The sequence below is a fragment of the Streptomyces griseorubiginosus genome, from assembly GCF_036345115.1.
In the GTDB taxonomy this organism is placed as follows: Bacteria; Actinomycetota; Actinomycetes; order Streptomycetales; family Streptomycetaceae; genus Streptomyces; species Streptomyces griseorubiginosus_C.
Window position 1 is genome coordinate 2,368,424 of record NZ_CP107766.1, and the last position, 23,134, is coordinate 2,391,557.

Annotated in this window: 23 protein-coding genes; 6 read left to right on the forward strand and 17 right to left on the reverse strand. The window is 71.4% G+C overall.

Going from position 1 to position 23,134, the window contains the following annotated elements:
* Positions 1–5: 5 nt before the first annotated feature.
* The 7 genes from OHN19_RS10565 to OHN19_RS10595 form a co-directional block, all read right to left on the reverse strand.
* Entirely contained in the window at positions 6–689 is a 684-nt protein-coding gene (locus OHN19_RS10565; RefSeq protein ID WP_330263945.1) for a response regulator, read from the reverse strand.
* Complete coding sequence (locus OHN19_RS10570) at positions 686–3,277, reverse strand: sensor histidine kinase KdpD (protein WP_330263946.1); 2,592 nt, start codon at positions 3,275–3,277, stop codon at positions 686–688. Before OHN19_RS10570 ends, OHN19_RS10565 begins: the two co-directional genes overlap by 4 nt.
* A 275-nt stretch (positions 3,278–3,552) precedes the next feature.
* Entirely contained in the window at positions 3,553–4,245 is a 693-nt protein-coding gene (locus tag OHN19_RS10575; RefSeq protein WP_330263947.1) for an ABC transporter ATP-binding protein, read from the reverse strand.
* 87 nt (positions 4,246–4,332) lie between these two features.
* A complete protein-coding gene (locus OHN19_RS10580; protein ID WP_330263948.1) occupies positions 4,333–5,499 on the reverse strand; it encodes an alginate lyase family protein in 1,167 nt (388 codons plus the stop codon).
* A gap of 158 nt (positions 5,500–5,657) precedes the next feature.
* Positions 5,658–6,416, reverse strand: a complete 759-nt coding sequence (locus OHN19_RS10585) for a DUF3710 domain-containing protein (RefSeq protein ID WP_330263949.1) — start codon at positions 6,414–6,416, stop codon at positions 5,658–5,660.
* 1 nt (position 6,417) lies between these two features.
* Positions 6,418–6,969, reverse strand: a complete 552-nt coding sequence (dut, locus tag OHN19_RS10590; RefSeq protein ID WP_330263950.1) for a dUTP diphosphatase — start codon at positions 6,967–6,969, stop codon at positions 6,418–6,420.
* Positions 6,966–7,550 carry a PaaI family thioesterase gene (locus OHN19_RS10595; RefSeq protein WP_330263951.1) on the reverse strand — a complete coding sequence of 195 codons (585 nt, stop codon included), beginning with the start codon at positions 7,548–7,550 and terminating at the stop codon, positions 6,966–6,968. Before OHN19_RS10595 ends, dut begins: the two co-directional genes overlap by 4 nt.
* 113 nt (positions 7,551–7,663) lie before the next feature.
* On the opposite strand from OHN19_RS10595, the gene OHN19_RS10600 reads away from it, so the two are divergent.
* Positions 7,664–8,128, forward strand: a complete 465-nt coding sequence (locus OHN19_RS10600; RefSeq protein ID WP_330263952.1) for a DUF3093 domain-containing protein — start codon at positions 7,664–7,666, stop codon at positions 8,126–8,128.
* A gap of 54 nt (positions 8,129–8,182) precedes the next feature.
* Here OHN19_RS10600 and OHN19_RS10605 read toward each other — a convergent pair whose 3' ends face one another.
* From OHN19_RS10605 to OHN19_RS10620, 4 genes are all read right to left on the reverse strand, one after another.
* Positions 8,183–9,079 (reverse strand): hypothetical protein, encoded by an 897-nt coding sequence (locus tag OHN19_RS10605; RefSeq protein WP_330263953.1) that lies wholly within the window; start codon positions 9,077–9,079, stop codon positions 8,183–8,185.
* 13 nt (positions 9,080–9,092) lie between these two features.
* On the reverse strand, positions 9,093–9,389 hold the full coding sequence (locus OHN19_RS10610; protein WP_005481602.1) for a DUF4193 domain-containing protein: 297 nt from the start codon (positions 9,387–9,389) through the stop codon (positions 9,093–9,095).
* A gap of 405 nt (positions 9,390–9,794) precedes the next feature.
* Positions 9,795–11,033: a HAMP domain-containing sensor histidine kinase gene (locus OHN19_RS10615; protein ID WP_330263954.1), complete on the reverse strand. Its 1,239-nt coding sequence runs from the start codon at positions 11,031–11,033 to the stop codon at positions 9,795–9,797.
* A 6-nt stretch (positions 11,034–11,039) separates the two neighbouring features.
* A complete protein-coding gene (locus OHN19_RS10620; RefSeq protein ID WP_030605557.1) occupies positions 11,040–11,693 on the reverse strand; it encodes a response regulator transcription factor in 654 nt (217 codons plus the stop codon).
* A gap of 415 nt (positions 11,694–12,108) precedes the next feature.
* On the opposite strand from OHN19_RS10620, the gene OHN19_RS10625 reads away from it, so the two are divergent.
* Positions 12,109–12,273 carry a hypothetical protein gene (locus OHN19_RS10625; RefSeq protein ID WP_330263955.1) on the forward strand — a complete coding sequence of 55 codons (165 nt, stop codon included), beginning with the start codon at positions 12,109–12,111 and terminating at the stop codon, positions 12,271–12,273.
* 111 nt (positions 12,274–12,384) lie between these two features.
* Here the strand turns inward: OHN19_RS10625 and OHN19_RS10630 are convergent, their stop codons facing one another.
* Both OHN19_RS10630 and OHN19_RS10635 read right to left on the reverse strand, forming a co-directional pair.
* Entirely contained in the window at positions 12,385–13,200 is an 816-nt protein-coding gene (locus OHN19_RS10630) for an inositol monophosphatase family protein (RefSeq protein WP_330263956.1), read from the reverse strand.
* A gap of 8 nt (positions 13,201–13,208) precedes the next feature.
* Positions 13,209–14,336, reverse strand: a complete 1,128-nt coding sequence (locus tag OHN19_RS10635) for a ferrochelatase (protein ID WP_330263957.1) — start codon at positions 14,334–14,336, stop codon at positions 13,209–13,211.
* Between the two features lie 175 nt (positions 14,337–14,511).
* Between OHN19_RS10635 and OHN19_RS10640 the strand changes: the two genes are divergently transcribed.
* The 3 genes from OHN19_RS10640 (at position 14,512) to sepH (ending at position 18,485) form a co-directional block, all read left to right on the forward strand.
* On the forward strand, positions 14,512–15,750 hold the full coding sequence (locus tag OHN19_RS10640) for an MFS transporter (RefSeq protein ID WP_330263958.1): 1,239 nt from the start codon (positions 14,512–14,514) through the stop codon (positions 15,748–15,750).
* Positions 15,710–17,029: a D-arabinono-1,4-lactone oxidase gene (locus OHN19_RS10645; protein ID WP_330263959.1), complete on the forward strand. Its 1,320-nt coding sequence runs from the start codon at positions 15,710–15,712 to the stop codon at positions 17,027–17,029. The genes OHN19_RS10640 and OHN19_RS10645 overlap by 41 nt, the downstream gene beginning before the upstream one ends.
* A gap of 430 nt (positions 17,030–17,459) precedes the next feature.
* Positions 17,460–18,485 carry a septation protein SepH gene (gene sepH / locus OHN19_RS10650; RefSeq protein WP_330263960.1) on the forward strand — a complete coding sequence of 342 codons (1,026 nt, stop codon included), beginning with the start codon at positions 17,460–17,462 and terminating at the stop codon, positions 18,483–18,485.
* A gap of 137 nt (positions 18,486–18,622) precedes the next feature.
* Here sepH and OHN19_RS10655 read toward each other — a convergent pair whose 3' ends face one another.
* Complete coding sequence (locus OHN19_RS10655) at positions 18,623–19,480, reverse strand: sulfurtransferase (RefSeq protein WP_330263961.1); 858 nt, start codon at positions 19,478–19,480, stop codon at positions 18,623–18,625.
* 298 nt (positions 19,481–19,778) lie between these two features.
* On the opposite strand from OHN19_RS10655, the gene OHN19_RS10660 reads away from it, so the two are divergent.
* Complete coding sequence (locus tag OHN19_RS10660) at positions 19,779–20,570, forward strand: VOC family protein (protein ID WP_330263962.1); 792 nt, start codon at positions 19,779–19,781, stop codon at positions 20,568–20,570.
* 48 nt (positions 20,571–20,618) lie between these two features.
* Here the strand turns inward: OHN19_RS10660 and OHN19_RS10665 are convergent, their stop codons facing one another.
* The 3 genes from OHN19_RS10665 to OHN19_RS10675 are packed head-to-tail and all read right to left on the reverse strand — an operon-like array spanning position 20,619 to position 23,121.
* On the reverse strand, positions 20,619–21,278 hold the full coding sequence (locus OHN19_RS10665) for a thymidine kinase (RefSeq protein ID WP_330263963.1): 660 nt from the start codon (positions 21,276–21,278) through the stop codon (positions 20,619–20,621).
* Positions 21,279–21,328: 50 nt separating this feature from the next.
* Positions 21,329–22,525: a nucleotide pyrophosphatase/phosphodiesterase family protein gene (locus OHN19_RS10670; RefSeq protein ID WP_330263964.1), complete on the reverse strand. Its 1,197-nt coding sequence runs from the start codon at positions 22,523–22,525 to the stop codon at positions 21,329–21,331.
* The gene (locus OHN19_RS10675; RefSeq protein ID WP_079069891.1) at positions 22,525–23,121 is read right to left on the reverse strand and encodes a DUF5998 family protein; all 597 of its coding nucleotides are present in this window, start codon (positions 23,119–23,121) and stop codon (positions 22,525–22,527) included. Before OHN19_RS10675 ends, OHN19_RS10670 begins: the two co-directional genes overlap by 1 nt.
* Positions 23,122–23,134: the final 13 nt, after the last annotated feature.

The following is a 23,134-nucleotide window of genomic DNA, read 5'->3' on the forward strand; positions in this document are numbered from 1 at the left end:
GCTCCTCACTTCTCGAACCGGTATCCCATGCCCGGCTCCGTGATGAAGTGCTTGGGGTGCGAAGGGTCCGCCTCCAGCTTCCGCCGCAGCTGGGCCATGTAGACCCGCAGGTAGTTGCTCTCCGTGCCGTACGACGGCCCCCAGACCTCCTGGAGGAGCTGCCGCTGCCCGACCAGCCGGCCGGTGTTGCGCACCAGCACCTCCAGCAGGTGCCACTCGGTGGGCGTGAGCCGTACGTCACGGCCGTGCCGCTGGACCTTCTTCGCGGCCAGGTCGACGGTGAACTCGTCGGTCTCCACCAGGACGTCGTCCTCGCCGCCCCCCGTGGGCTCGGCGCGGCGCACGGCGGCCCTCAGACGGGCCAGCAGCTCGTCCATGCCGAACGGCTTGGTGACGTAGTCGTCGGCGCCCGCGTCCAGCGCCTCGACCTTCTCGTCGGAGGAGTGCCGGGCGGACAGCACGAGGATCGGCACCCGGGTCCAGCCGCGCAGCCCCCTGATCACCTCGACACCGTCCATGTCGGGCAGGCCGAGGTCGAGGACGACCACGTCGGGGTGGCGGGCGGCGGCGAGCCGGAGGGCCGTGGCGCCGTCGTGCGCCGCGTCGACCTCGTACTTGCGCGCCTTGAGGTTGATCACGAGGGCGCGCACGATCTGCGGCTCGTCGTCGATGACCAACACTCTGGTCATGTGGCCTGCCTTTCGGGTTCCGCCGCGGTGCTCTCGGGTTCCGCGCTCTGGGGTTCCGCTTCCGCGAAGGGTTCTTCGGGGAACTCCACGCGCGTGTGCGCCGCGCGGAGCGTCAGCACCATGGTGAGGCCTCCGCCGGGCGTGTCCTCGGCGTTGAGGGTGCCGTTCATCGCCTCCGCGAAACCCCGGGCCACCGCGAGCCCGAGCCCCACCCCGGCACCGCGCGGGGCGTCGCCGTAGCGCTGGAAGGGCTCGAAGATGCGTTCCTTGGCCTCGTCGGGGACGCCGGGGCCGCGGTCGACGACCCGCACCTCGACCCGGTCGGCGATGGCGCTGGCGGAGACCCGGACGAGCTCGCCGGACGGGCTGTACTTGACGGCGTTCTCGACCAGGTTGGCCACCGAGCGCTCCAGGAGCCCCGGGTCCACGGCGACCATCGGCAGGCTCTCCGGGACGTCCAGCTCGACGCTTCCGTCGGGCACCCCGCCGAGCGCCATCGGCACCACCTCGTCGACGTCGATCTCCCGGATGAGCGGGGTGACCGTGCCGGTCTGGAGGCGGGACATGTCGAGCAGGTTGCCCACGAGGTGGTCGAGCCGGTCGGCGCCCTCCTCGATGCCCTCCAGGAGTTCCGCCCGGTCCTCCTCGGACCAGGCCACGTCGTCGGACCTGAGCGAGGAGACGGCCGCCTTGATCCCGGCGAGCGGGGTCCGCAGGTCGTGCGACACGGCCGCCAGGAGCGCCGTGCGGATCCGGTTGCCCTCGGCGAGCGTGCGGGCCCGGTCGGCCTCCTCCTGGAGGCGGCTGCGGTCCAGGACGACGGCGGCCTGGGCGGCGAACGCGGCCAGCACCCGGCGGTCCTCGGCGGGCAGCACCCGGCCGGTGAGCGCGAGCGCCATGTGGTCCCCCACGGGCATGTCGACGTCGGCGTCCTCCGGCCGCTCCACGGGCGGCCCGAGTCCGGAGCGGCCCGCGCAGGTCCAGGGCTCGGTGTCGCTCGCCCGTTCCAGCAGGGCCGCCGACTCCATGCCGAAGGTCTCCCGGACCCGCTCCAGGAGCTCCTCCAGGCCGGTCTCGCCGCGCAGCACGTTCCCGGCGAGGAAGGACAGGATCTCCGACTCGGCACGCAGCCGGGCGGCCTGATGGGTCCTCCTGGCCGCCAGGTCGACGACGGAGGCCACCGAGATGCCGACGCCCACGAAGATCACGATGGCGACGATGTTCTTCGGGTCGGCGATGGTCCAGCGGTGCAGGGGCGGTGTGTAGAAGTAGTTCAGCAGCAGCGAGCCGACCGCGGCCGAGGCGAGCGCCGGGAACAGCCCGCCGAGCAGGGCCGCGGCGACCACGACCGCGAGGAACAGCAGCATGTCGTTGGCGAGGCCGAGGTCGACGGCGCTGAGCAGGACGGTCAGGAGTACCGGTCCCGCCATGCCGACCAGCCAGCCCCACAGGATGCGGGCCCGTCCGAGCCGGGCACCGCGGGCGACGGGCAGTCCACGCCCCTTGGCGACCTCGTCGTGGGTGACGATGTGCACGTCCAGGTCGGGCCCGGACTCCCTCGCGACGGTCGCGCCCACACCCGGTCCGAAGACGTACTGCCAGGTCTTGCGCCGGGAGGAGCCGAGGACGATCTGGGTGGCGTTGACCCCGCGCGCGAAGTCGAGCAGCGCGGCCGGTATGTCGTCGCCGACGACGTGGTGAAAGGTTCCGCCGAGGTCCTCGGCCAGGGTGCGCTGGTCGGCGAGCTCCTTGGGTGACGCGGAGGTCAGACCGTCGCTGCGCGCTATGTAGACGGCGAGGACCTCACCGCCGGCGCCCTTCTCGGCCAGCCGCGCGGCCCGCCGGATGAGGGTGCGCCCCTCCGGCCCGCCGGTCAGCCCGACCACGATCCGCTCCCGCGAACCCCAGATCCTGGAGACGCGGTGCTCGTTGCGGTACTGCTTGAGGTACTCGTCGACCCGGTCGGCCACCCACAGCAGGGCGAGCTCGCGCAGCGCGGTGAGGTTGCCGGGGCGGAAGTAGTTGGAGAGCGCCGCGTCGACCTTGTCCGGCTGGTAGATGTTGCCGTGCGCCATCCGCCGCCGCAGCGCCTGGGGCGACATGTCGACAAGCTCGATCTGGTCGGCCCGCCGTACGACCTCGTCGGGCACGGTCTCGCGCTGGCGCACCCCGGTGATCGACTCGACGACGTCGCCGAGGGACTCCAGGTGCTGGATGTTCACGGTCGAGACCACGTCGATCCCCGCCGCCAGCAGCTCCTCCACGTCCTGCCAGCGCTTGGCGTTGCGGGAGCCCGGGATGTTGGTGTGGGCGAGTTCGTCCACCAGGGCGACGGCAGGGGCCCGCCGCAGCACGGCGTCGACGTCCATCTCGGTGAAGACGGCGTCCCGGTACTCGATCTCCCGGCGCGGGATCTCCTCGAGCCCGTGCAGCATGACCTCGGTGCGCGGGCGCCCGTGATGCTCCACGAAGCCCACGACGCAGTCGGTGCCCCGCTCGACCCTGCGGTGGGCCTCGGACAGCATCGCGTACGTCTTCCCGACCCCCGGTGCCGCACCGAGATAAATCCGAAGCCTGCCGCGTCCCATGAGCCCATTGTCTTCCGGTCACCACTGCCTACGCAGCGCCGACCCTACGTCCGACAACCCCGACGAAGGGGGCCGGAACGGGGGCTGGGCGTGCTCTTTGACGCAACTCTGACGCGGGGAGGGGCCGCCGTGGCGGAGGTGGGGCCAACGGAGACCGGACACCTCGACGTGGGGCCGGACCTGACCGGGCTACTTGCGGTCATGCCCTTGGACTCTCTGAGCGATCCGGACGCGCCCCACACCTCCACCTGCCCCGAGGGCCCCCGCCCCACCCCTCAGCCCCCCACGATCTCCCCGTCCCCCAGCTCCAGCACCCGGTCCGCCAGGTCCAGCAGCGTTGCGTCGTGCGTGGCCACCAGCGCCGTGACGTTCTCGCTGCGTACGACGGCCCGCAGCAGTTCCATCACGGCGTGGCCGGTCTCCGCGTCCAGCTGGCCGGTCGGCTCGTCCGCGACGAGGAGGGTGGGGTTGTTGGCGAGGGCGCGGGCGATGGCGACACGCTGCTGCTGGCCGCCGGAGAGCTCGCCGGGGCGCTGCTTCGCGTGGTCCGAGAGGCCGACCAGGGCGAGCAGCAGCTCGACGCGCTCCTCACGCGCGCGTGCCTCCGCCCGCCGCAGCCGCATCGGGACGCCGACGTTCTCCGCCGCCGTGAGGATCGGGATGAGCCCGAAGGACTGGAAGACGAAGCCGATACGGTCCCGGCGCAGCGCCAGCAGCCCGTCCTCGTCCAGCCCGGCGAGATCGACGCCGTCGAGCTCCACCCGCCCCCGGTCGGGCCGGTCGAGCCCGCCGACGATGTTGAGGAGCGTGGTCTTCCCGGAGCCCGAACGCCCCTTGAGAGCCACCAGCTCACCGCGCGGCACCTCGAAGGACACCCCGCGCAGCGCGTGCACCGCGCCGGCCCCCTCACCGAACGACCTGTGGATGTCCTCGACCCGCACCGCGGTCTCGGTGATCACCTGCGTCATACGTCCTCCCCCGTGAAGCGTGAAACCCCTGAACCGCCGTGAAACCGGGCGCCAGTATCACCGTACGGCGCCCGGCCTTCAACGCTTTCAGCTCGGGTTGTCCCCGTGCGTGAGCGTCTCCCACGCCACGAAGAGATTGTTGCTGCCCGCGGGACGGTTCCGCTCGGTCAGCGTCTGCGTGTTAGTCATGCCCATGCCAAGCCGATTGTGCAGGGCGTTGTAGCCGACCTCGGTGACCGGCCCGAGCCCCAGCTTCAGCGACCCCCCACACAGCCAACCGGGCACAGCCGTCCCCAGCTCGTACTTGGCCTGGAACCCCAGCGCCTGCCGCAGCCGCTCTCCCACATCGGTGCCGTACAGGTCCTGTCCCTGGATCCTGCTGGTCTCGGCCACGTGCGAGATCGCGGAGATGCCGTACCCGGTGTGCGTGAGGTCCCGGCACGTCTCCTGGGTGAGGCCGGTGACGAAGGTCGACTGCCCCTGCCAGTAATTGACGATCTTCTCCCGGGTGTTGAGGTTCTGACTCGGCACGGTCTTCGGCAGCGCGCCGTCGGACTCCAGGTACACGTACGCGGCGGTACGGGTCCGGAACTTCCCCATCGCCTTGTCGTACGACGCCTTGTCCTCCAGGAAGACGGAGATGCCGACGGCGGCCTCCATCATCGACAGCTCCCAGTTCCCGTTGGAGTTCGAGCCGTTGATGATCTCCGGGAGGTAGACGTTGCGGAGCATGGTCGCGAAGCGCCCGGAGTTCGACCAGCTTCCGGTGTACGTGTACTTGATGATCTCGGCCGCCCTGGGCCACGTCGAGCCGGCCCAGCCGGTCTGGAGGGGCGCGTTGCTGTTGGTGTGGTCCGCGATCACCGCCGACCAGGCGTCCATGAGCTGGATGGCCTTCTTGGCGTACCGGTCGTCCCGCGTGATGTACCAGGCGAGCGCGTCGGTGTAGGCGGCGATCGCGTCCTCGCGCTCGTCGGTGCAGCCGTAGTCGGGGTTCGAGTACGACCCGCACTCGACGACCGCGCGCGGCTTCGGCGTGCGGTTCAGATCGGCGTACTTGCTCGCCAGCATCTTGTCGAAGGCACCCTTCCAGGGCTGGGCGCCCGCGTTGACCTTGCCGCGGACGAAGTCCAACTGCCCCTGGGAGACGGTGACTCCGGGATGGACGAAGGCGGCGGGGGCGGCGTCGGCGGGTACGGCGAGAGCGCCGGCGGCGAGCGCCGCGACGGTGGCGAGGAGAGCGGTTCTGCGCATACGGGGGAGGCCTTTCGTTCTCGTATGTGAACGGAAAGCGCCTTTATGAACAGAGGCGTTGAGCGGAGACCGTAGGTACAGACCAATCGGCCGTCAAGACTCCGCGCACGCGAAAGGGCCGCACCCCGGGACGGGGTACGGCCCTCGACGTCGTACGACTAGCGGACCTCGGTGATCTCCGGACCGCGCTGGAGCTGGCCCATCCCGCCGGAGAAGCGGGAACCCTCCTCCTGCTGCTGGACGCCCTCGGGAACCATCTGGGCGTCGTTCGGCAGCTTGAGGACGATCGGGTCGCGGGGCGCCATCGGGCCCTCGCCGCGGACCACGACCGTGTCCCGGAAGATCTGCTCCAGGAGCCCGGCCGCCTGCGGCTGCACCGCACCCTGGCCCGAGATCACACCGCGCAGGAACCAGCGCGGGCCGTCCACACCCACGAACCGGACGACCTGGAAGCCGCCCGTGCCGTCCGGCAGCTGCACCGGCACCTGGGCGCGCAGCTCCCAGCCCAGCGGACCCTCGACCTCGTCGACGATGCCGCCCTGCTGCGTGATGCCGGAGCCGATCTCCTCGCGCACCTCGCCCCAGATGCCCTCGCGCTTGGGAGCGGCGAAGGCCTGCAACTGGATGGCGCTGTCGCGCAGCACGACGGTGGCCGCGACGATCGCGTCGCCCGCGACCTCGACCCGCAGCTCCATGCCGTCGACACCCGGGACGAACAGACCGCCCAGGTCGACCCGGCCCTCGGCGGGGTCGCGGACCTCGGTGTCGTCCCAGGGCCCGTCGGGGCGCGGCTCCGGCTCCAGCCGTACGCGCTCGCGCTCTACGTCGTCCGCCTCAGTGTCGACACTGTCGACGACCTGCTCGGCCTCGCCGGCCGCGTCCTCGGCGGCACCCTTCTTCTTGCGACGTCCGAACACGTCACTGTCCTTCCCGGTCGGATACGACCGAAGCGTATCGATTCCCACCCGTATGACCGCCCACGGCGGCCGCATCGTCTGTATCGCCCCCGTCGCCCACGGCGGCGTGACCGCCGGTGGACCCGAAGCCCCCCTCGGCCCGCGCCGATCCGGGAAGCTCCGCGACCTCCTGGAAGCGGACCCTCTCGACCTGCTGGACGACGAGTTGGGCAATCCGGTCGAAGCGCTCGAACCGCACCGGCTCGTGCGGGTCGAGATTCACCACGATCACCTTGATCTCCCCACGGTACCCGGCATCAACCGTCCCCGGGGCATTCACGAGAGCGACACCGCAGCGGGCGGCGAGGCCGGATCGGGGGTGCACGAAGGCCGCGTACCCCTCCGGCAGCGCCACAGACACCCCGGTGGGCAGCACGGCCCGCTCCCCCGGCTTCAGTTCACGGCTCTCGGTGGTCCGCAGATCGGCGCCCGCGTCACCGGGGTGCGCGTACGCCGGAAGCGGTACGTCGGGGTCGACGCGCCGGATCAGCACGTTCACGGGGTCACGGCTCACGGGTTCACCTCGAAGGCACGGGCACGCCGGACCTGGTCCGGGTCGTCCATGGCGGCCCGGATCTCCTCCGGGCGGCCGTTGTCGATGAAGTGGTCCACCTTGACCTCGATGAACAGGGCGTCCGCGCGGACCGCGACGGGTCCTTCGGGGCCGCCGATCCGGCCGGTGGCGGTCGAGTAGATCTTCCGCCCGGCCACCGCCGTCACCTCGGCCTCCAGGTGCAGCACCGTGCCGACCGGCACCGGCCGCACGAAGTCGGTCTCCAGGCGGCCGGTCACGGCGATGGTGCGCAGCAGCCAGTTGAGCGAGCCCAGGGTCTCGTCGAGGGCGGTCGCGAGGACTCCGCCGTGCGCGAGCCCGGGAGCGCCCTGATGGGCGGGGCGCACGGTGAACTCGGCGGTGACCGAGACGCCCTCGCCGGCCCGCGCCTCCAGGTGCAGTCCGTGGGGCTGCTCGCCGCCACAGCCGAAACACTGGCCGTAGTGCGCACCGAGCAGCTCACCGGGCGCGGGAGCGTCCGGGTGTCGCACTGGTTGCGCCGCGTCGGCGGGAGGCCGCAGAGCCGGGGAAGTACCACTCACAGGCGCAGACCTTACCCGCCCGCCCGTCTCCCACCGCCACCCTGCTTGACAGCGCTTCGCGCTGGCTCCCCCTGACATCGGGAGTATCAGGACACCGTGCCAAGCTTGGTTTCATGCAGCCCTCCGCCGTCCCGTACGACGAACGCCTCACCGCCCCCCGCTCCTGGTGGCTGATCTCCTTCCTGGTCGGGGTCGCCCTCGCGCTGATCCTGCTCCCCTTCGGCACGCTGCCGCTGCTCGGCGGCCTGGTCGGCGGCACCGCGGCGGCGGCGGTCATGGCGAGTTCCTACGGCTCGCTGCGCATCCGTGTGGTGGGCGACTCGCTGATCGCGGGCGAGGCGAAGATCCCGGTGTCGGCGCTGGGTGACGCGGAGATCCTGGACCCGGAGGAGGCCCGGGCCTGGCGGACCTACAAGGCCGACACCCGCGCGTTCCTGCTGCTGCGGGCCTACATCCCGAGGGCGCTGAAGGTCGAGGTGACCGATCCGGCCGACCCGACGCCCTACCTGTACCTGTCGACGCGGGACCCGGAGCGGCTGGCCGAGGCGCTGAAGGCGGCCCGCACCACCGCCGCCTAGAACGTTCGTGCAGGGCTTCACCCGAGGGTGGGGCCCGCACTTCTCACGGAAGTCTTACTTCTCCAGCTCCAGCGGGTTCTCCGGAACCTCCAGAGCCGGCAGCGCGGGGAGTTCGCTCCAGGGCACCTGCATCCTGCGCAGGTCCTGGCGGATGCGTTCGGCGAGCTTCCTGGTGTCCCGGCGGTTCATGACCGCACCCACGGCCGCGCCCACCATGAACGGCATCAGGTTCGGCAGGTCACGGATCATCCGCTTCATGATCTGCTGCCGCAGCTGCTGCTTCATACGGCTGTTCACGGCGTTGTTGAACGTCGACGGCTTCTTCACGTCGATCCCGCGCTCCCCGGACCAGGAGTTCAGATACGCGGTGCTGCGCTCCCGGAGGTTCCCGGGCGGCCGCACGCCGTAGACCTCGTGCAGTTCGGCGATCAGCTTCAGCTCGATCGCGGCCACGCCGGTGATCTCGGCGGCCAGTTCGGTCGGCATCGCCGGAGGCACGGGGAGCATCGCCGCCGCACCGACCCCGGCACCGACCGTCGCGGTGGCGCTCGCCGCGCCCGTGACGAGCTTGTCGGCGAGCTCCTCGGGGCCGAGGCCGGGGAACTGGCGACGGAGGGTCGCGAGGTCCCGTACGGGGACACGCGGGGCGATCTCGATGATCCGGTCGGTGAGGTACGCCAGGCCCGCCCTGGCCCGGCTGCCGCCCTTGCGGACCCCTTCCCGGGCCTTGTCCCGGATCGCCGCCCCACGCCGTCCGGCGACGGGAGGAGGCGTCCTGGTCATGTCGGCCGGCACCGGGAGGTCAGCCCGGCCGGCCGCCGGTTCGAGCGAGGCTCCCGGATCGAAAGAGCCCCGCTCGTCGTCACGCGCGCGCTGAGGACCGACGGACGGCCCTTGGTCCGCCTTCCGCAGGGGAAAGCGGCGCTTCCTAGGAGGGGTCGAGCCAGTCATGCCCGACCCGCCCTCAGTCGCAGTCGCGGCAGATCGGCTGGCCGTTCTTCTCGCGGGCCAGCTGGCTGCGGTGGTGCACCAGGAAGCAGCTCATGCAGGTGAACTCGTCCTGCTGCTTGGGCAGCACCCGGACGGCCAGCTCCTCGTTGGAGAGGTCTGCGCCGGGCAGTTCCAGGCCTTCCGCGGCCTCGAACTCGTCCACGTCGACGGCGGACGTCGACTTGTCGTTCCTCCGGGCCTTGAGCTCTTCAAGGCTGTCCGAGTCGACGTCGTCGTCGGTCTTGCGTGGGGTGTCGTAATCCGTTGCCATGTCGCTCTCCCCCTCTGGGTGTCTGCGGTGTCTCCAGCGCACGTAACGCGTGAGAGGCCGGACTTGTGCCCGACCCGAGGCGGAGATTTTGCCTCACATCAAGGTCTGTTACTCAATCGACACCCAACCGGACTCCTCTTGAGTGATCGGGTTGGATGGCGATCGGGACCGTACACGGTCCGAATCCCGCACTTCAAAGGCGTCTCACCGTGTACTTCCCGTGATCACGACCCCTGAAAACCCGGATTATCCCGGCTTTCCGACAGGGTGCATGATCACTGAGAGTAGATGGCCGGAAAATCTCCCTTGTGATCGATCACACACGGAACAGTCCGCCGGGTGCCCAGAAAATTCCGCGCAAAGCGAACATCCCCGAGTGTCGATCTCAGTGCGGGGGCCATGATCTCAGACCGGCAGGGCGACTCGCATCACGAGCCCACCCCCTTCACGCGGCTGAGCCGTGATGTGCCCGCCGTGCGCCCGCGCCACGGACCGCACGATGGACAGGCCGAGTCCGACGCCCTTGTCGCTGCCGGTGCGGTCGGCGCCGCGCAGCCGCTTGAAGGGCTCGAAGAGATTGTCGACCTCGTACGCCGGCACGACCGGGCCCGTGTTGGAGACCGTGAGCACCGCCTGGCCGTGCCGGACCTCCGTGGTGACCTCGACCCAACCGTCCTCGGGCACGTTGTAGCGCACGGCGTTCTGCACGAGGTTCAGGGCGATGCGCTCCAGCAGGACGCCGTTGCCCTGGACGACCGCGGACTTCTGCTCGCCGCGGATCGCCACGCCCTTGGCCTCGGCCTCGCCGCGCACCTGGTCGACCGCCTGCTCCGCGACCTCGGCGAGGTCCACGGGCTTGCGCTCGACGATCTGGTTGTCGCTGCGGGCGAGCAGCAGCAGGCCCTCCACGAGCTGCTCACTGCGCTCGTTGGTGGCCAGCAGCGTCTTGCCGAGCTGCTGGAGCTCCATTGGCGCGCCCGGATCGGACAGGTGCACCTCCAGGAGCGTGCGGTTGATCGCCAGCGGTGTCCGCAGCTCGTGCGAGGCGTTGCCGACGAAGCGCTGCTGGGCCGTGAAGGCCCGCTCCAGGCGTTCCAGCATGTCGTCGAAGGTGTCGGCCAGTTCCTTGATCTCGTCGTCCGGGCCGTCCAGCTCGATACGGCGGGAGAGGTCCGAGCCGGCCACCGAGCGAGCGGTGCGCAGGATCCGGCCCAGCGGCGACAGGACACGGCCGGCCATCGCGTAGCCGAAGGCGAAGGCGATGATCGCGAGGCCGAGCAGGGCCAGGAGGGAACGGCTGAGGAGGTCGTCGAGGGCGTGCTGGCGCTGGTCGTTGACGCAGGCGTTGATGGCCTTGTTCATGACCTCGGAGGTGCCGCTGTCAGGCAGGTTGCGGCAGATGTCGCTGGTGACATTGCCCGAGGTGATCTCGAAGGGCAGTTTGCTGCCCACGTTCAGCGCCTGCGCGGCCACCAGGTAGATGATCGACAGCAGCAGGATGCCCGCGATCAGGAACATGCCGCCGTACAGCAGCGTGAGCCTTATGCGGATGGTCGGGCGCAGCCAGGGCAGCTGCGGGGCCGGCCGCCTGGGGTCCCAGGTGGGTTTCGGAGGGGCTTGGGGAGGAGCGGGAGTCGAAGCCACGGGTTATCAGATCCGGTAGCCCGAGCCGGGGACGGTGACGATCACCGCGGGTTCGCCCAGCTTGCGGCGCAGGGTCATGACGGTGACCCGCACGACGTTGGTGAAGGGGTCGGTGTTCTCGTCCCACGCCTTCTCCAGGAGTTGCTCAGCGGAGACGACGGCGCCCTCGGAGCGCATCAGCACCTCCAGGACGGCGAACTCCTTCGGCGCGAGCTGGACCTCCTTGCCGTCGCGGAAGACCTCGCGGCGGTTGGGGTCGAGCTTGATCCCGGCACGCTCCAGGACCGGCGGCAGGGGCACGCTGGTGCGCCGGCCGAGGGCACGCACGCGTGCCGTCAGCTCGCTGAACGCGAAGGGCTTCGGCAGGTAGTCGTCGGCGCCGATCTCCAGGCCCTCGACGCGGTCGCTGACGTCACCGGAGGCCGTGAGCATCAACACGCGCGTGGGCATGCCGAGTTCGACGATCTTGCGGCAGACGTCGTCACCGTGGACGAGGGGGAGGTCGCGGTCGAGGACGACCACGTCGTAGTCGTTGACGCCGATGCGCTCCAGGGCGGCCGCACCGTCGTACACGACGTCGACGGCCATGGCCTCCCGGCGCAGTCCGGTGGCCACCGCATCGGCGAGCAGCTGCTCGTCCTCGACGACGAGTACGCGCACGTCGCTTGTCCTTCCTGTGTCCACCCGCGTAGCGCGCTTCGGGCACCGCACGGGCAGGAGTTCGGGTGAGTGTTGGTCTCCATCCTGCCCTTTTCGGCCATAAGTCGGCGGTAAGGCGGATGAGGGGCAGCTGAAAGACAGGTGTGAGAGCGGGAATGCGGGATTTTCTCGCGTGGTTGAGGTTTCCGTCGGAAGGTGCGGGGGGAGGACGGCTTTACACCCCGCGATCACGCTCTGCATGTGCCGTACCACCATGCGGCACGACGCGCTCCCGTTTGTCCAGAGCGGGTGTGGGTGTCCGGCACCGTCGCCGCCCGGCAGGGCAGCGCTGGGCACCCATAGGAGACGTGATCGCCCCTTCCGAACGGCACACCCCCGTGCCACCGACTCACGACCCAGGACGAGGGGGCGCAGCATGGACGCATTCACCGCAGGACTTCTGCAGCGCATAAGGGCGACCGAGACCGACCTGACGCGGGCTCGCAACGAGGGCGACGACTTCCTCGTCGAGGTGGAGCAGGGCGAGCTCGACGACCTGCGCCGCCTCGCCGCCGAGCACGGTGTGGAGGTCGGCGCCTAGCGTCTGATCGGCTTCGCGGCACGACAGCGGACCCCCGGCGAATCCAGCGCCGGGGGTCCGCTGCGTCGGCGTACGGCCGCGTTCACCTCGTGTTCGTACGGTGGTCGCCCCTCAGTCGTGCCAGGCGCCGAAGTCCTCCAGGAGCCGCTGGAGGGGCTCGAAGACGCCCGGGGTGCCCGCGACAGTGAGGGCCGGGTTGGGGCGCTCTCCGGGGCGTCCGCCGGTCAGGGCGCCCGCCTCCCGGGCGACGAGGTCACCGGCCCCGTAGTCCCAGGCGTTCAGGCCCCGCTCGTAGTAGCCGTCGAGGCGGCCCGCGGCCAGGTCGCACAGGTCGACCGCCGCCGATCCGCCGCGGCGGATGTCGCGCAGCAGCGGGATCAGCCGAGCGGCCACCTCGGCCTGGTGCGCGCGGACCTCGCTGACGTAGTTGAAGCCCGTCGACACCAGGGCCTGCTCCAGGGGCGGCGCCGGGCGGCAGGTCAGCCTGCGCTCGCCCTCCCAGGCACCGGTGGCCCAGGCGCCCGCGCCGCGGACCGCGTGGTAGGTCTCCCCGCGCATCGGCACCGCGACGACCCCGACGACGGTCTCGCCGTCCTGCTCGGCCGCGATGGAGACGGACCAGGTCGGCAGTCCGTAGAGGTAGTTGACGGTGCCGTCGAGCGGGTCGATCACCCAGCGGATCCCGCTGGTGCCCTCGGTGGACGCGCCCTCCTCGCCGAGGAAGCCGTCGTCCGGGCGGCGCTCGGAGATCAGGTCGGTGATCAGCTTCTCCGCCGCGATGTCCATCTCGGTCACCACGTCGATGGGGCTGGACTTGGTCCTGGCGACCTCGAGGTCGGCCGGGCGGCCGTCCCGCAGCAGGGTGCCGGCGCGCCGGGCCGCCTCCTGGGCCAGCTGAAGCAGTTCCGCGTGCAGGGGGTCGGTCACGGCGCTCCTCACGCGTACGGGCTGTCGGCGCCCGCGGCGGCGGGCTTGGGGGCGCGGGCGGGGCAGCAGCCGACCGGGCAGAGGTTGTGGCTTGCCCCGAGGGCGCCCAGGGCGCAGGGGGTGACCTCCTGGCCTCGCTCCACGGAGGCGCGCTCCAGGACGAGGTCGCGGATCGCGGCGGCGAACCGCGGGTCGGCGCCGACGGTCGCCGAGCGGCGCATCGGCAGGCCCAGCTCCTCGGCCTTGGCCTTGGCCTCGGTGTCGAGGTCGTAGAGGACCTCCATGTGGTCGGAGACGAAGCCGATGGGCGCGATCACCACGGCCGGGACGCCGGAGGCGTGCCGTTCCTCCAGGTGGTCGCAGATGTCGGGCTCCAGCCACGGGATGTGCGGGGCGCCGGAGCGCGACTGGTAGACGAGCTGCCAGGGGTGGTCGACGCCGGTGCGCTCACGGACCGCGTCGGCGATGAGCCGGGCGACCTCCAGGTGCTGGGCGACGTACGCGCCGCCCTCGCCGTGGCTCTCGGCCGGGCCGGAGGTGTCCGCGGACGCGGTCGGGATCGAGTGCGTCGAGAAGGCGATGTGGGCGCCGTCGCGGACCTCCTCGGGGAGCTCGGCGAGGGACTCGATCACTCCGTCGACCATCGGCTCCACGAAGCCGGGGTGGTTGAAGTAGTGCCGCAGCTTGTCGATCCTCGGCGGCTGAAGGCCCTCGGCCTCCAGGGCGGCCAGCGAGTCGGCGAGGTTCTCGCGGTACTGGCGGCAGCCCGAGTAGGAGGCGTAGGCGCTGGTGGCGAGGACCAGGATGCGGCGGTGGCCGTCGGCGACCATCTCGCGCAGGGTGTCGGTGAGGTAGGGCGCCCAGTTGCGGTTGCCCCAGTAGATCGGCAGGCCCAGGCCGTGGTCCGCGAAGTCCTTGCGCAGGGCGTCCAGCAGGGCGCGGTTCTGGTCGTTGATCGGGCTGACCCCGCCGAACAGGAAGTAGTGCTGCCCGACTTCCTTCAGGCGTTCCTTGGGGATGCCGCGCCCGCGCGTCACGTTCTCCAGGAACGGGACCACGTCGTCCGGGCCCTCGGGGCCTCCGAACGAGAGCAGGAGCAGGGCGTCGTAGGGGGTGGCGTCGAGCGCGTCTCGCATGGGTCGATCCTGTCATCCGGTACTGACAGCCGGGAAACGGCGGGGTGACCACCCGGGTTCCCGGCCCGTTCGGACGGGTGCGTTGGGGTCACCTCACTCGTAAGCTGTATGGGCCGCGTTGACGCCTTACGTCGCGGCCGCCCGCCAGCTGCCCCTTGTCCGACCGGAGACCTCCGTGCCCAGCCCCTACCGCGCCCTGTTCGCCGCCCCCGGCTCCAAGGGCTTCTCCGCCGCGGGGTTCGTCGGCCGGATGCCGCTGTCGATGATGGGCATCGGCGTGGTCACGATGATCTCCCAGCTCACCGGCAGGTACGGGCTCGCGGGATCGCTGTCGGCCACCATCGCGCTGGCGGCCGCGGCGATCGGGCCGCAGGTGTCGCGCCTGGTGGACCTGCACGGCCAGCGCCGGGTGCTGCGCCCGGCGACCCTCGTCGCGCTCGTGGCGTCCGCGGGGATGCTGCTCGCCGCGCACTTCGGCTGGCCGGACTGGGTGCTGTTCGTGTGCGCCGTCGGTATCGGCTCGGTGCCGAGCCTCGGCGCGATGATCCGCGCGCGGTGGGCGGCCCTGTACCGGGGCACCCCGCAGCTGCACACGGCCTACTCCTTCGAGTCGGTCGTCGACGAGGTCTGCTTCATCTTCGGGCCGATCATCTCCATCGGGCTCTCCACGGCCTGGTTCCCGGAGGCGGGTCCGCTGCTCGCGGCCTGCTTCCTGGCGGTCGGCGTCTTCTGGCTGACCGCGCAGCGCGCCACCGAGCCGGAGCCGCACCCGCGCGAGCAGGACGGCGGCCGTTCGGCGCTGCGCTCGCCGGGCCTCCACGTCCTGGTGGCCACCTTCGTGGCGACCGGCACGATCTTCGGGGCGGTGGACGTGGTCACTGTGGCCTTCGCCGACGAGCAGGGTCACAAGGGGGCCGCGAGTGTGGTGCTCGCCCTCTACGCGGCGGGTTCGTGCGTCGCGGGGCTCGTCTTCGGGTTGCTGCACCTGCCGGGAGCGCCCGAGCGCCGCTGGCTGCTGGGCATATGCGCCATGGCCGTGAGTATGATCCCCCTCCTACTGGTCGGAAACTTGCCGTTTCTGGCCGTGGCGCTGTTCGTAGCGGGTCTGTCCATCGCTCCCACGATGATCACGACGATGTCCCTGATCGAGCAGCACGTACCACGCGCGCAACTGACCGAGGGCATGACCTGGATCAGCACCGGGCTCGCGGTGGGGGTCGCGCTCGGCTCCTCGGTGGCCGGCTGGGTGATCGACGCGGCCGGTGCGCGCGCCGGGTACGGGGTTCCGGCGGTCGCCGGGGCCGTCGCGGTCGCGGTCGGTTTCCTGGGGTACCGCCGGCTCAGCAGGCCGGCTCCACGTCGGGGAGGCACCGTTGAGCACGGCAGCGAGCGGGAAGAACGGCACGTGGCGTAACTGGGGCGGCAATGTCACCGCCCGTCCCGCGCGGGAGGTCACGCCCGCCTCGGTCGACGAGCTGGCGGCTGCCGTGCGGAAGGCCGCCGAGGACGGCCTGAAGGTGAAGGCCGTCGGCACCGGGCACTCCTTCACGTCCATCGCCGCGACCGACGGTGTGTTGATCCGCCCTCAACTGTTGACCGGCATCCGCAACATCGACCGGGACGCCATGACCGTCACGGCGGAGGCCGGCACGCCGCTCAAGAGGCTCAACATGGCTCTCGCGCGCGAGGGACTCTCGCTCACCAACATGGGCGACATCATGGAGCAGACGGTCTCCGGGGCCACCAGTACCGGCACCCACGGCACCGGCCGCGAGTCGGGCTCGATAGCCGCCCAGATCAGGGGACTCGAGCTGGTCACGGCCGACGGCTCGGTGCTCAGCTGCTCCGAGAAGGAGAACCCCGAGGTCTTCGCGGCCGCGCGGATCGGCCTGGGCGCGCTCGGCATCGTCACCGCGATCACCTTCGCCGTGGAGCCGATCTTCCTGCTCACCGCCCGCGAGGAGCCGATGAGCTTCGACAAGGTCACCAGCACCTTCGACGAACTCTGGGCCGAGAACGAACACTTCGAGTTCTACTGGTTCCCGCACACCGGCTCCACCAACACCAAGCGCAACAACCGCAGCGCGGGCCCCGAGCAGCCGGTGCCGCAGCTGAAGGGCTGGATCGAGGACGAGTTCCTCTCCAACGGCGTCTTCCAGGTGGCGCAGTGGGTGGGCCGCGCCGCGCCGGGCACGATTCCCTCGATCGCCCGGATCTCCAGCAAGGCGCTGTCCGCGCGGACCTACACCGACATCCCGTACAAGGTCTTCACGTCGCCCCGCCGGGTGCGGTTCGTGGAGATGGAGTACGCCGTCCCGCGCGAGGCCGTCGTCGAGACCCTGCGGGAACTGAAGGCCGCGGTGGACCGCTCGGGCCTCAGGGTCAGCTTCCCCGTGGAGGTGCGCACCGCGCCCGCGGACGACATCACGCTGTCCACCGCGTCCGGCCGGGACACCGCGTACATCGCCGTCCACATGGTCAAGGGGACGCCCTACCAGGCGTACTTCACGGCCGCGGAGCGGATCTTCACGGCGCACGAGGGGCGCCCGCACTGGGGCAAGGTGCACACGCGCGACGCCGACTACTTCCATGGTGTCTACCCGCGCTTCGGCGAGTTCACCGCGCTCCGTGACCGGCTCGACCCCGACCGCCGCTTCCAGAACGACTACCTGCGCAGGGTGTTGGGGCCGTAGCGGCCCTGCCGGGGTCACAGCGGGACCCAGCGGCCGTTCCGTTTCTGGACATTGCGTGAAGTGCGCCACGTTCAAGATCCCCGAACCGCTCAACAGGCGGCCGGACATCACTTCTTGAACGAAGTTGAGTGGCGCGCCAATCCACGCACGTGGCCCAAATGGAGTACTGTTGCGAGCCCTGGGTCCGGGCTCCCGCCAGGGCGTCCGTGGCCTTCAAGGGCGGCCGGGAGGGGGCTAGTTGCACAGGGTGACGGAGTTGGTCACTTAGCGTTGCGAATAGGTAACCGTGCCATAACGGCGATCCAGGGCCCGTGCCCGACACGCCGGGCAACTCGGCAAGGTTGTGGCAGGCTGCACCCGGGCAGGCCACACTCGACTAGCGGAAGCAGCGACGCACGTGACGTCGGCAGGCACCACCCGGGAGGTCCCCATGCCCGAACTGCGTGTCGTGGCCGTCTCCAATGACGGCACACGGCTGGTGCTGAAGGCTGCCGACTCAACGGAGTACACGCTTCCGATCGACGAGCGGCTGCGCGCTGCGGTGCGCGGCGACCGTCCCCGCCTCGGTCAGATCGAGATCGAGGTCGAAAGCCATCTCCGTCCCCGCGACATCCAGGCGCGTATACGCGCGGGTGCCACCGCGGAAGAGGTAGCCCAGCTCGCAGGTATCCCCGTAGACCGTGTACGGCGCTTCGAGGGCCCCGTGCTCGCCGAGCGCGCCTTCATGGCCGAACGAGCCCGCAAGACCCCGGTCCGCCGGCCCGGCGAGAACGCGGGTCCGCAGCTCGGCGAGGCCGTGCAGGAGCGACTGTTGCTGCGCGGCGCCGAGAAGGACACCGTCCAGTGGGACTCCTGGCGCCGTGACGACGGCACCTGGGAAGTGCTGCTGGTCTACTGCGTCGCAGGCGAACCGCACTCGGCGAGCTGGACCTACGACCCGCCCCGGCGGCTCGTCCAGGCCGTCGACGAGGAGGCCCGCTCGCTGATCGGCGAGTCCGAGGACCTCGGCGCGCCGGAGCCGAGCTTCCCGTTCGTGCCGCGGATCGCCCGGCTGCCGCGCGACCGGCCGCTGGACCGCGCCCTCGACCGGCCGAGCCTGCCCCCGGCCGAACCCGTCGAGGAGGCCGTCGCCGAACGGGACTCGCTGACCAGCCTGTTGGAGGCGGTGCCGAGCTTCCGGGGCGACATGGTCGTACCCGAGCGGCCGTCCGAGACGGCGACCGTCGAGGAGCCCGACCCGGAGCCCGAGGCGGAGGAGCCCCCGGCTCCCGCCGCCTCGGCGGGTTCCGCCTACGCGGACGTCCTCATGCCGCGTTCGGTGGCCAGCCACCGCGACCGCCTCATCGGCGCGACCGACCGCCAGGCCGAGGCCGACGGCGTCCGCCCGGGCCGTAGAGCGGCGGTCCCGAGCTGGGACGAGATCGTGTTCGGCACCCGGAGGAAGAAGCAGGAGTAGCCGGTTCTACGGCCGTGAGGGCCCGACTCGGGCAGAGGCGGGCCCTACTGCTGTGTGCGTGCTCGGGATCCGTCGTGCCCACCGGGGATCCGCAGCATGCCCACCGGGATCTGCCGTGAGCGGGATCCGCCGTACGCCTACTGCGGATCCGGGCCCACCGCGACCGGGCGCTCCGGGTCCGAGGACCACTCCGACCAGGAACCGACGTACAGGGCCGCCGGGATGCCCGCGACCGCCAGGGCCAGCACCTCGTGGGCGCCGGAGACGCCGGAGCCGCAGTAGACGCCGACCTCGGTGTCGTCGCCGGCGCCGAGGGACTTGAAGCGGGCGCGCAGCTCCTCCGCAGGCAGGAAGCGGCCGTCCGGGCCGACGTTGTCCGTGGTGGGCGCGGACCGGGCACCCGGGATGTGACCGCCGACCCGGTCGATGGGCTCCACCTCTCCGCGGTACCGCTCCCCCGCGCGCGCGTCCAGCAGCACACCCGCGCGGGCGAGTGCCGCGGCCTCGTCGGCGTCGAGCAGACCGGCCGCCGCGGGCACCGGCTCGAAGTCGCCCTCGGCGAGCGCGGGGCCCGGCACCGAGGACTGGAGCGGGCCGTCCCAGGACGTCAATCCGCCGTCGAGGACTCGCACGTCCGGGTGACCCGTCCAGCGCAGCAGCCACCACGCGCGGGCGGCCGCCCAGCCCTGTCCGCCGTCGTACACGACCACCGGCCGGTCCGCGGAGACACCCGCGCGGCGCATGGCGGCGCCGAACTGCGCGAGGTCGGGCAGCGGGTGCCGTCCGCCGCTGCCGGCCGGGCCGGCCAGCTCCCGGTCCAGGTCGACGTAGACGGCGCCCGGGATGTGCCCGGCCGCGTACTCGGCACGGCCGTCGAAAGGCGGCTCGCCGGCCGCCTTGGCCACGCTCAACTGCCAGCGGACGTCGAGCAGGACGGGCGGCTTCGGGCCCGCCAGATCGCTCGCGAGTTCGGATGCGGAGATGATGGCGTTCATGGCCACCATCCTCGCGCACGGGGTGGCCGCGTCGTCCATGTCCGGCTACTCTGCTCGGCCGAGCAGGCCCGATCACGAGGCGTACGGGAACGGGCACATGCTGTACAGCCGATCGCCGTCCCTCGGCCATCGCCCGGCCATGGACGGGCAGCCGCGCGACAGGCACCCTCGGGGCACGGGGGTGCCGTGCGGCGGCGCGCCCGGAGCGCGCGGCACCGCGGGTGGTGCGAGCATCGGCACGGAGGTCCGGACAGCGGACACGACACGGTCCCCACGAGGGGCCGAGGAGAGAGTGACGATGACCGAGGCAAGGGAGCCGGCAGCCCGGCCCGCTCGGCACACGCCCGGTACGCCCTGCTGGGTGAGTCTGATGGTGCACGGGATGGCCGCCACCCAGGAGTTCTACGGAGCCCTGTTCGGCTGGGAGTTCGTACCGGGACCGCAGCAGCTCGGGCCCTATGTCCGGGCCCTGCTGGACGGCCAGGAGGTCGCCGGGATCGGCCAGTTGCCGCCCGACCGGCATCTTCCGGTCGCGTGGACGCCCTATCTCGCCTCGGAGGACATCGACCTGACGGCCGAGACGGTACGGCTGTGCGGCGGCACGGTGGGGGTGGGACCGCTGGACGCCGGGGACGCCGGCCGGCTGGTGATCGGCTCCGACCCGTCCGGGGCCGTCTTCGGCGTGTGGCAGGCGGCCGCGCATCTCGGCACGTCCGTCGCGGGCGTACCGGGCACCCCCGCCTGGCACGAGCTGCTCACCTTCGAGACGGTGAGCGTCACCAAGTTCTACGAGACGGTGTTCGGCCTCGAGGGGGAGCCGGCGGTCTCCGCCGACTTCGACTACGTCACCCTCCATGCCGGCGGCCGCCCGGTGGCCGGCCTCCACGGCGTCGGCCACGCCCTCCCCCGGGACCGGGGCCCGCACTGGATGACGTACTTCGAGGTGTCCGACGCCGACGCGGCGACCGGGCTCCTCGTGGACCTCGGAGGGCACGTCCTCCGTCCGCCCCACGACAGCCCGCACGGGCGCGTGGCCACGGTGGCGGACCCGGAGGGGGCGCGGTTCTCACTCATCGAGAACCCACGCTGAAGCCCCCGGCCGGACGTCCGAGGCCCGGCACCGGGCTGAGGCCCTCGGTCAGGCGTGCGCGGCGGTCTGCTCGACCGGCAGGACGTCCGGGGACAGGGCGGCCGCCCGGGCCGTACCCGCGGTCATACGGCGGCGGTGGTGCCGGCGGCACAGGACCTCGTAGCCGATGTCGTCGGACTGGTTGACGTCGCCGACGACCACCTGGGCGCCCTCGACGACCATCTCGCCGTTGACGGTACGGGCGTTGTGGGTGGCCCGGGCGCCGCACCAGCACAGGGCCTCCACCTGGAGGACCTCGACCCGGTCGGCGAGTTCCACCAGGCGCTGGGAACCGGGGAACAGCTTGGAGCGGAAGTCGGTGGTGATGCCGAAGGCGTAGACGTCGAGGTCCAGGTCGTCGACCACGCGGGCGAGCTGGTCGATCTGCTCCGGCGCGAGGAACTGCGCCTCGTCCGCGATCACGTAGTCCGCGACGCCGCCGCGGGAGAGGTGGTCGACGAGGTAGGCGTACAGGTCCTGGCCGTCCTCGACCTCCACGGCGTCGGTGACCAGGCCGAGCCGCGAGGAGAGTTTGCCCTCGCCGGCCCGGTCGTCCCGGGTGAAGATCATGCCCGTCAGGCCGCGTGCCGAGCGGTTGTGCTCGATCTGGAGAGCCAGCGTGGACTTCCCGCAGTCCATGGTTCCGGAGAAGAACACCAGCTCGGGCATGGCGAGTCGAGCACCTTTCGGTTTCTGCGGCGGACAGGGCCGGATCGGCTTCAGGAGCGTACTTCGAGCAGCGGGACGAGTTGCTCGGCGGGGGTCATGGAGCCGTGGTTGCCGACCATCGCCGACTCCTTCGGCTCCCGCTCGGAGGCGATGAGCAGGACGTCGTCGCGGGCCGCGGCGACCACGTCACCGATGCGGTCGTACACCCGCTCGTCGACGTGGTCCGGCGGTCCGAACCAGCCCGCCGCGATGGCCTCGTCGCGTGAGGCGACCCAGAACTGCTCGCCGAGCACCTCGCGCCAGCAGGTCAGCACGTCGCCGGCGGCGCCCGGCACCGCGTACACATGGCGGGCCCGGCCCTCGCCACCCAGCAGGGCGACCCCGGCGCGCAGCTCCCAGTCCTCGTCGAAGTCGATGCGGTGCTGCTCGTCGAAGGGGATGTCGACCATGCCGTGGTCGGCGGTGACGTACAGCGCGCTGTTCGACGGGAGTTGCTCGGCGAGGCGCTGGACCAGGCGGTCGACGTACATCAACTGGCCGCGCCAGGTGTCGGAGTCGACGCCGAAGCGGTGGCCCGCGCCGTCCACCTCGGCGTAGTACGTGTACACCAACGAGCGGTCACCGGCGGCCAGTTGCTCGGCCGCGAGGTCCACGCGCTCCTCGCCGGACAGCCGCCCGTGGAAGGTCCCGCCGCTGAGCGCGACCTTGGTCAGCGGGGTGTTCTGGAAGGTGGGCGAGGAGACCTGGGCCGCGTGCACCCCTGCCTGGTGGGCGAGTTGGAAGACGGTGGGGTACGGCTGCCAGGCCCCGGGCTTGGTCCACGGCTGCCAGCGCAGCTGGTTCATCAGCTCGCCGGTGGCCGGGTTGCGCACGGTGTAGCCGGGCAGGCCGTGGGCGCCCGGCGGCCGGCCGGTGCCGACGGAGGCGAGGGAGGTCGCGGTGGTCGCCGGGTAACCGGTGGTCAGGGGGCGGCCGGTGCCGCCCCGCGAGCTGCTGAGCAGCGAGGTCATGAAGGGCGCCTCGTCCGGGTGCGCCTTCAGCTGCTCCCAGCCCAGGCCGTCGATCAGGAACACGCAGTTCCGGTCGGCGGGGGTGAGCTCGGTGATCGCGGCGGTCATGTCCGGTACGGCCATGCCGGCGGCGAGGGTGGGCAGCAGATCGGCGAGGGAGCCGGAGCCGTACTCGGGGACGGGCGCGGTGTCGAGGGCGAGGGGTTCGGGGTGGTCCCAGGCGGCCGGCTGTGCCATCAGCGGGTGACGTCCGCGGTCGCCTCGGAGATGGCCTGCGCGAAGGCGAGCGCCTGGCGCACGGTGTCCGGGCCGTCCCCCGCCTCGCTGACGCGCAGGCTGAGGTCGTCGGCCGTGGAGCTGCCGGTGTAGCCGTGGTCCGCCTCGCAGTTGGGGTCGCCGCAGGCGGCGGGCTCCAGGTCGATGCGGGAGACCGCGCCCCAGCCGATGGTCAGCACGACCTCGCGGGGCAGGGTGCCCGGCTGGTACTGCTCGGGGTTGGCGACGACCCGGCTGACCACGACCGACGAGATCCGGCCAAGCTTGACGGACTCCGTGGAGGTGGTGGCGTACGGCGTCGGGGACGTGCTGTCCGCGGCCTGTTCGTCGGTGTGGCTGACGATGAAGCGGTTGCCGGTGAGGACGAGCACGGTCACGTGCCGCCGCACCTCGTTCTGGTCGAACGTCGTCTCCTGGTGGACCAGGTACGACCGGATGGGCTCACCGCCCACGGCGGCCTCCACCGCCTCGGCCACGAGGGCCGGGTAGTAGCCGCTGCGTTCGATCGCCGCGCGCAGCCCCTGGGTCGTCGTACTGGTCTTGGCCATGACGTCCATCCTACGGGGGCGC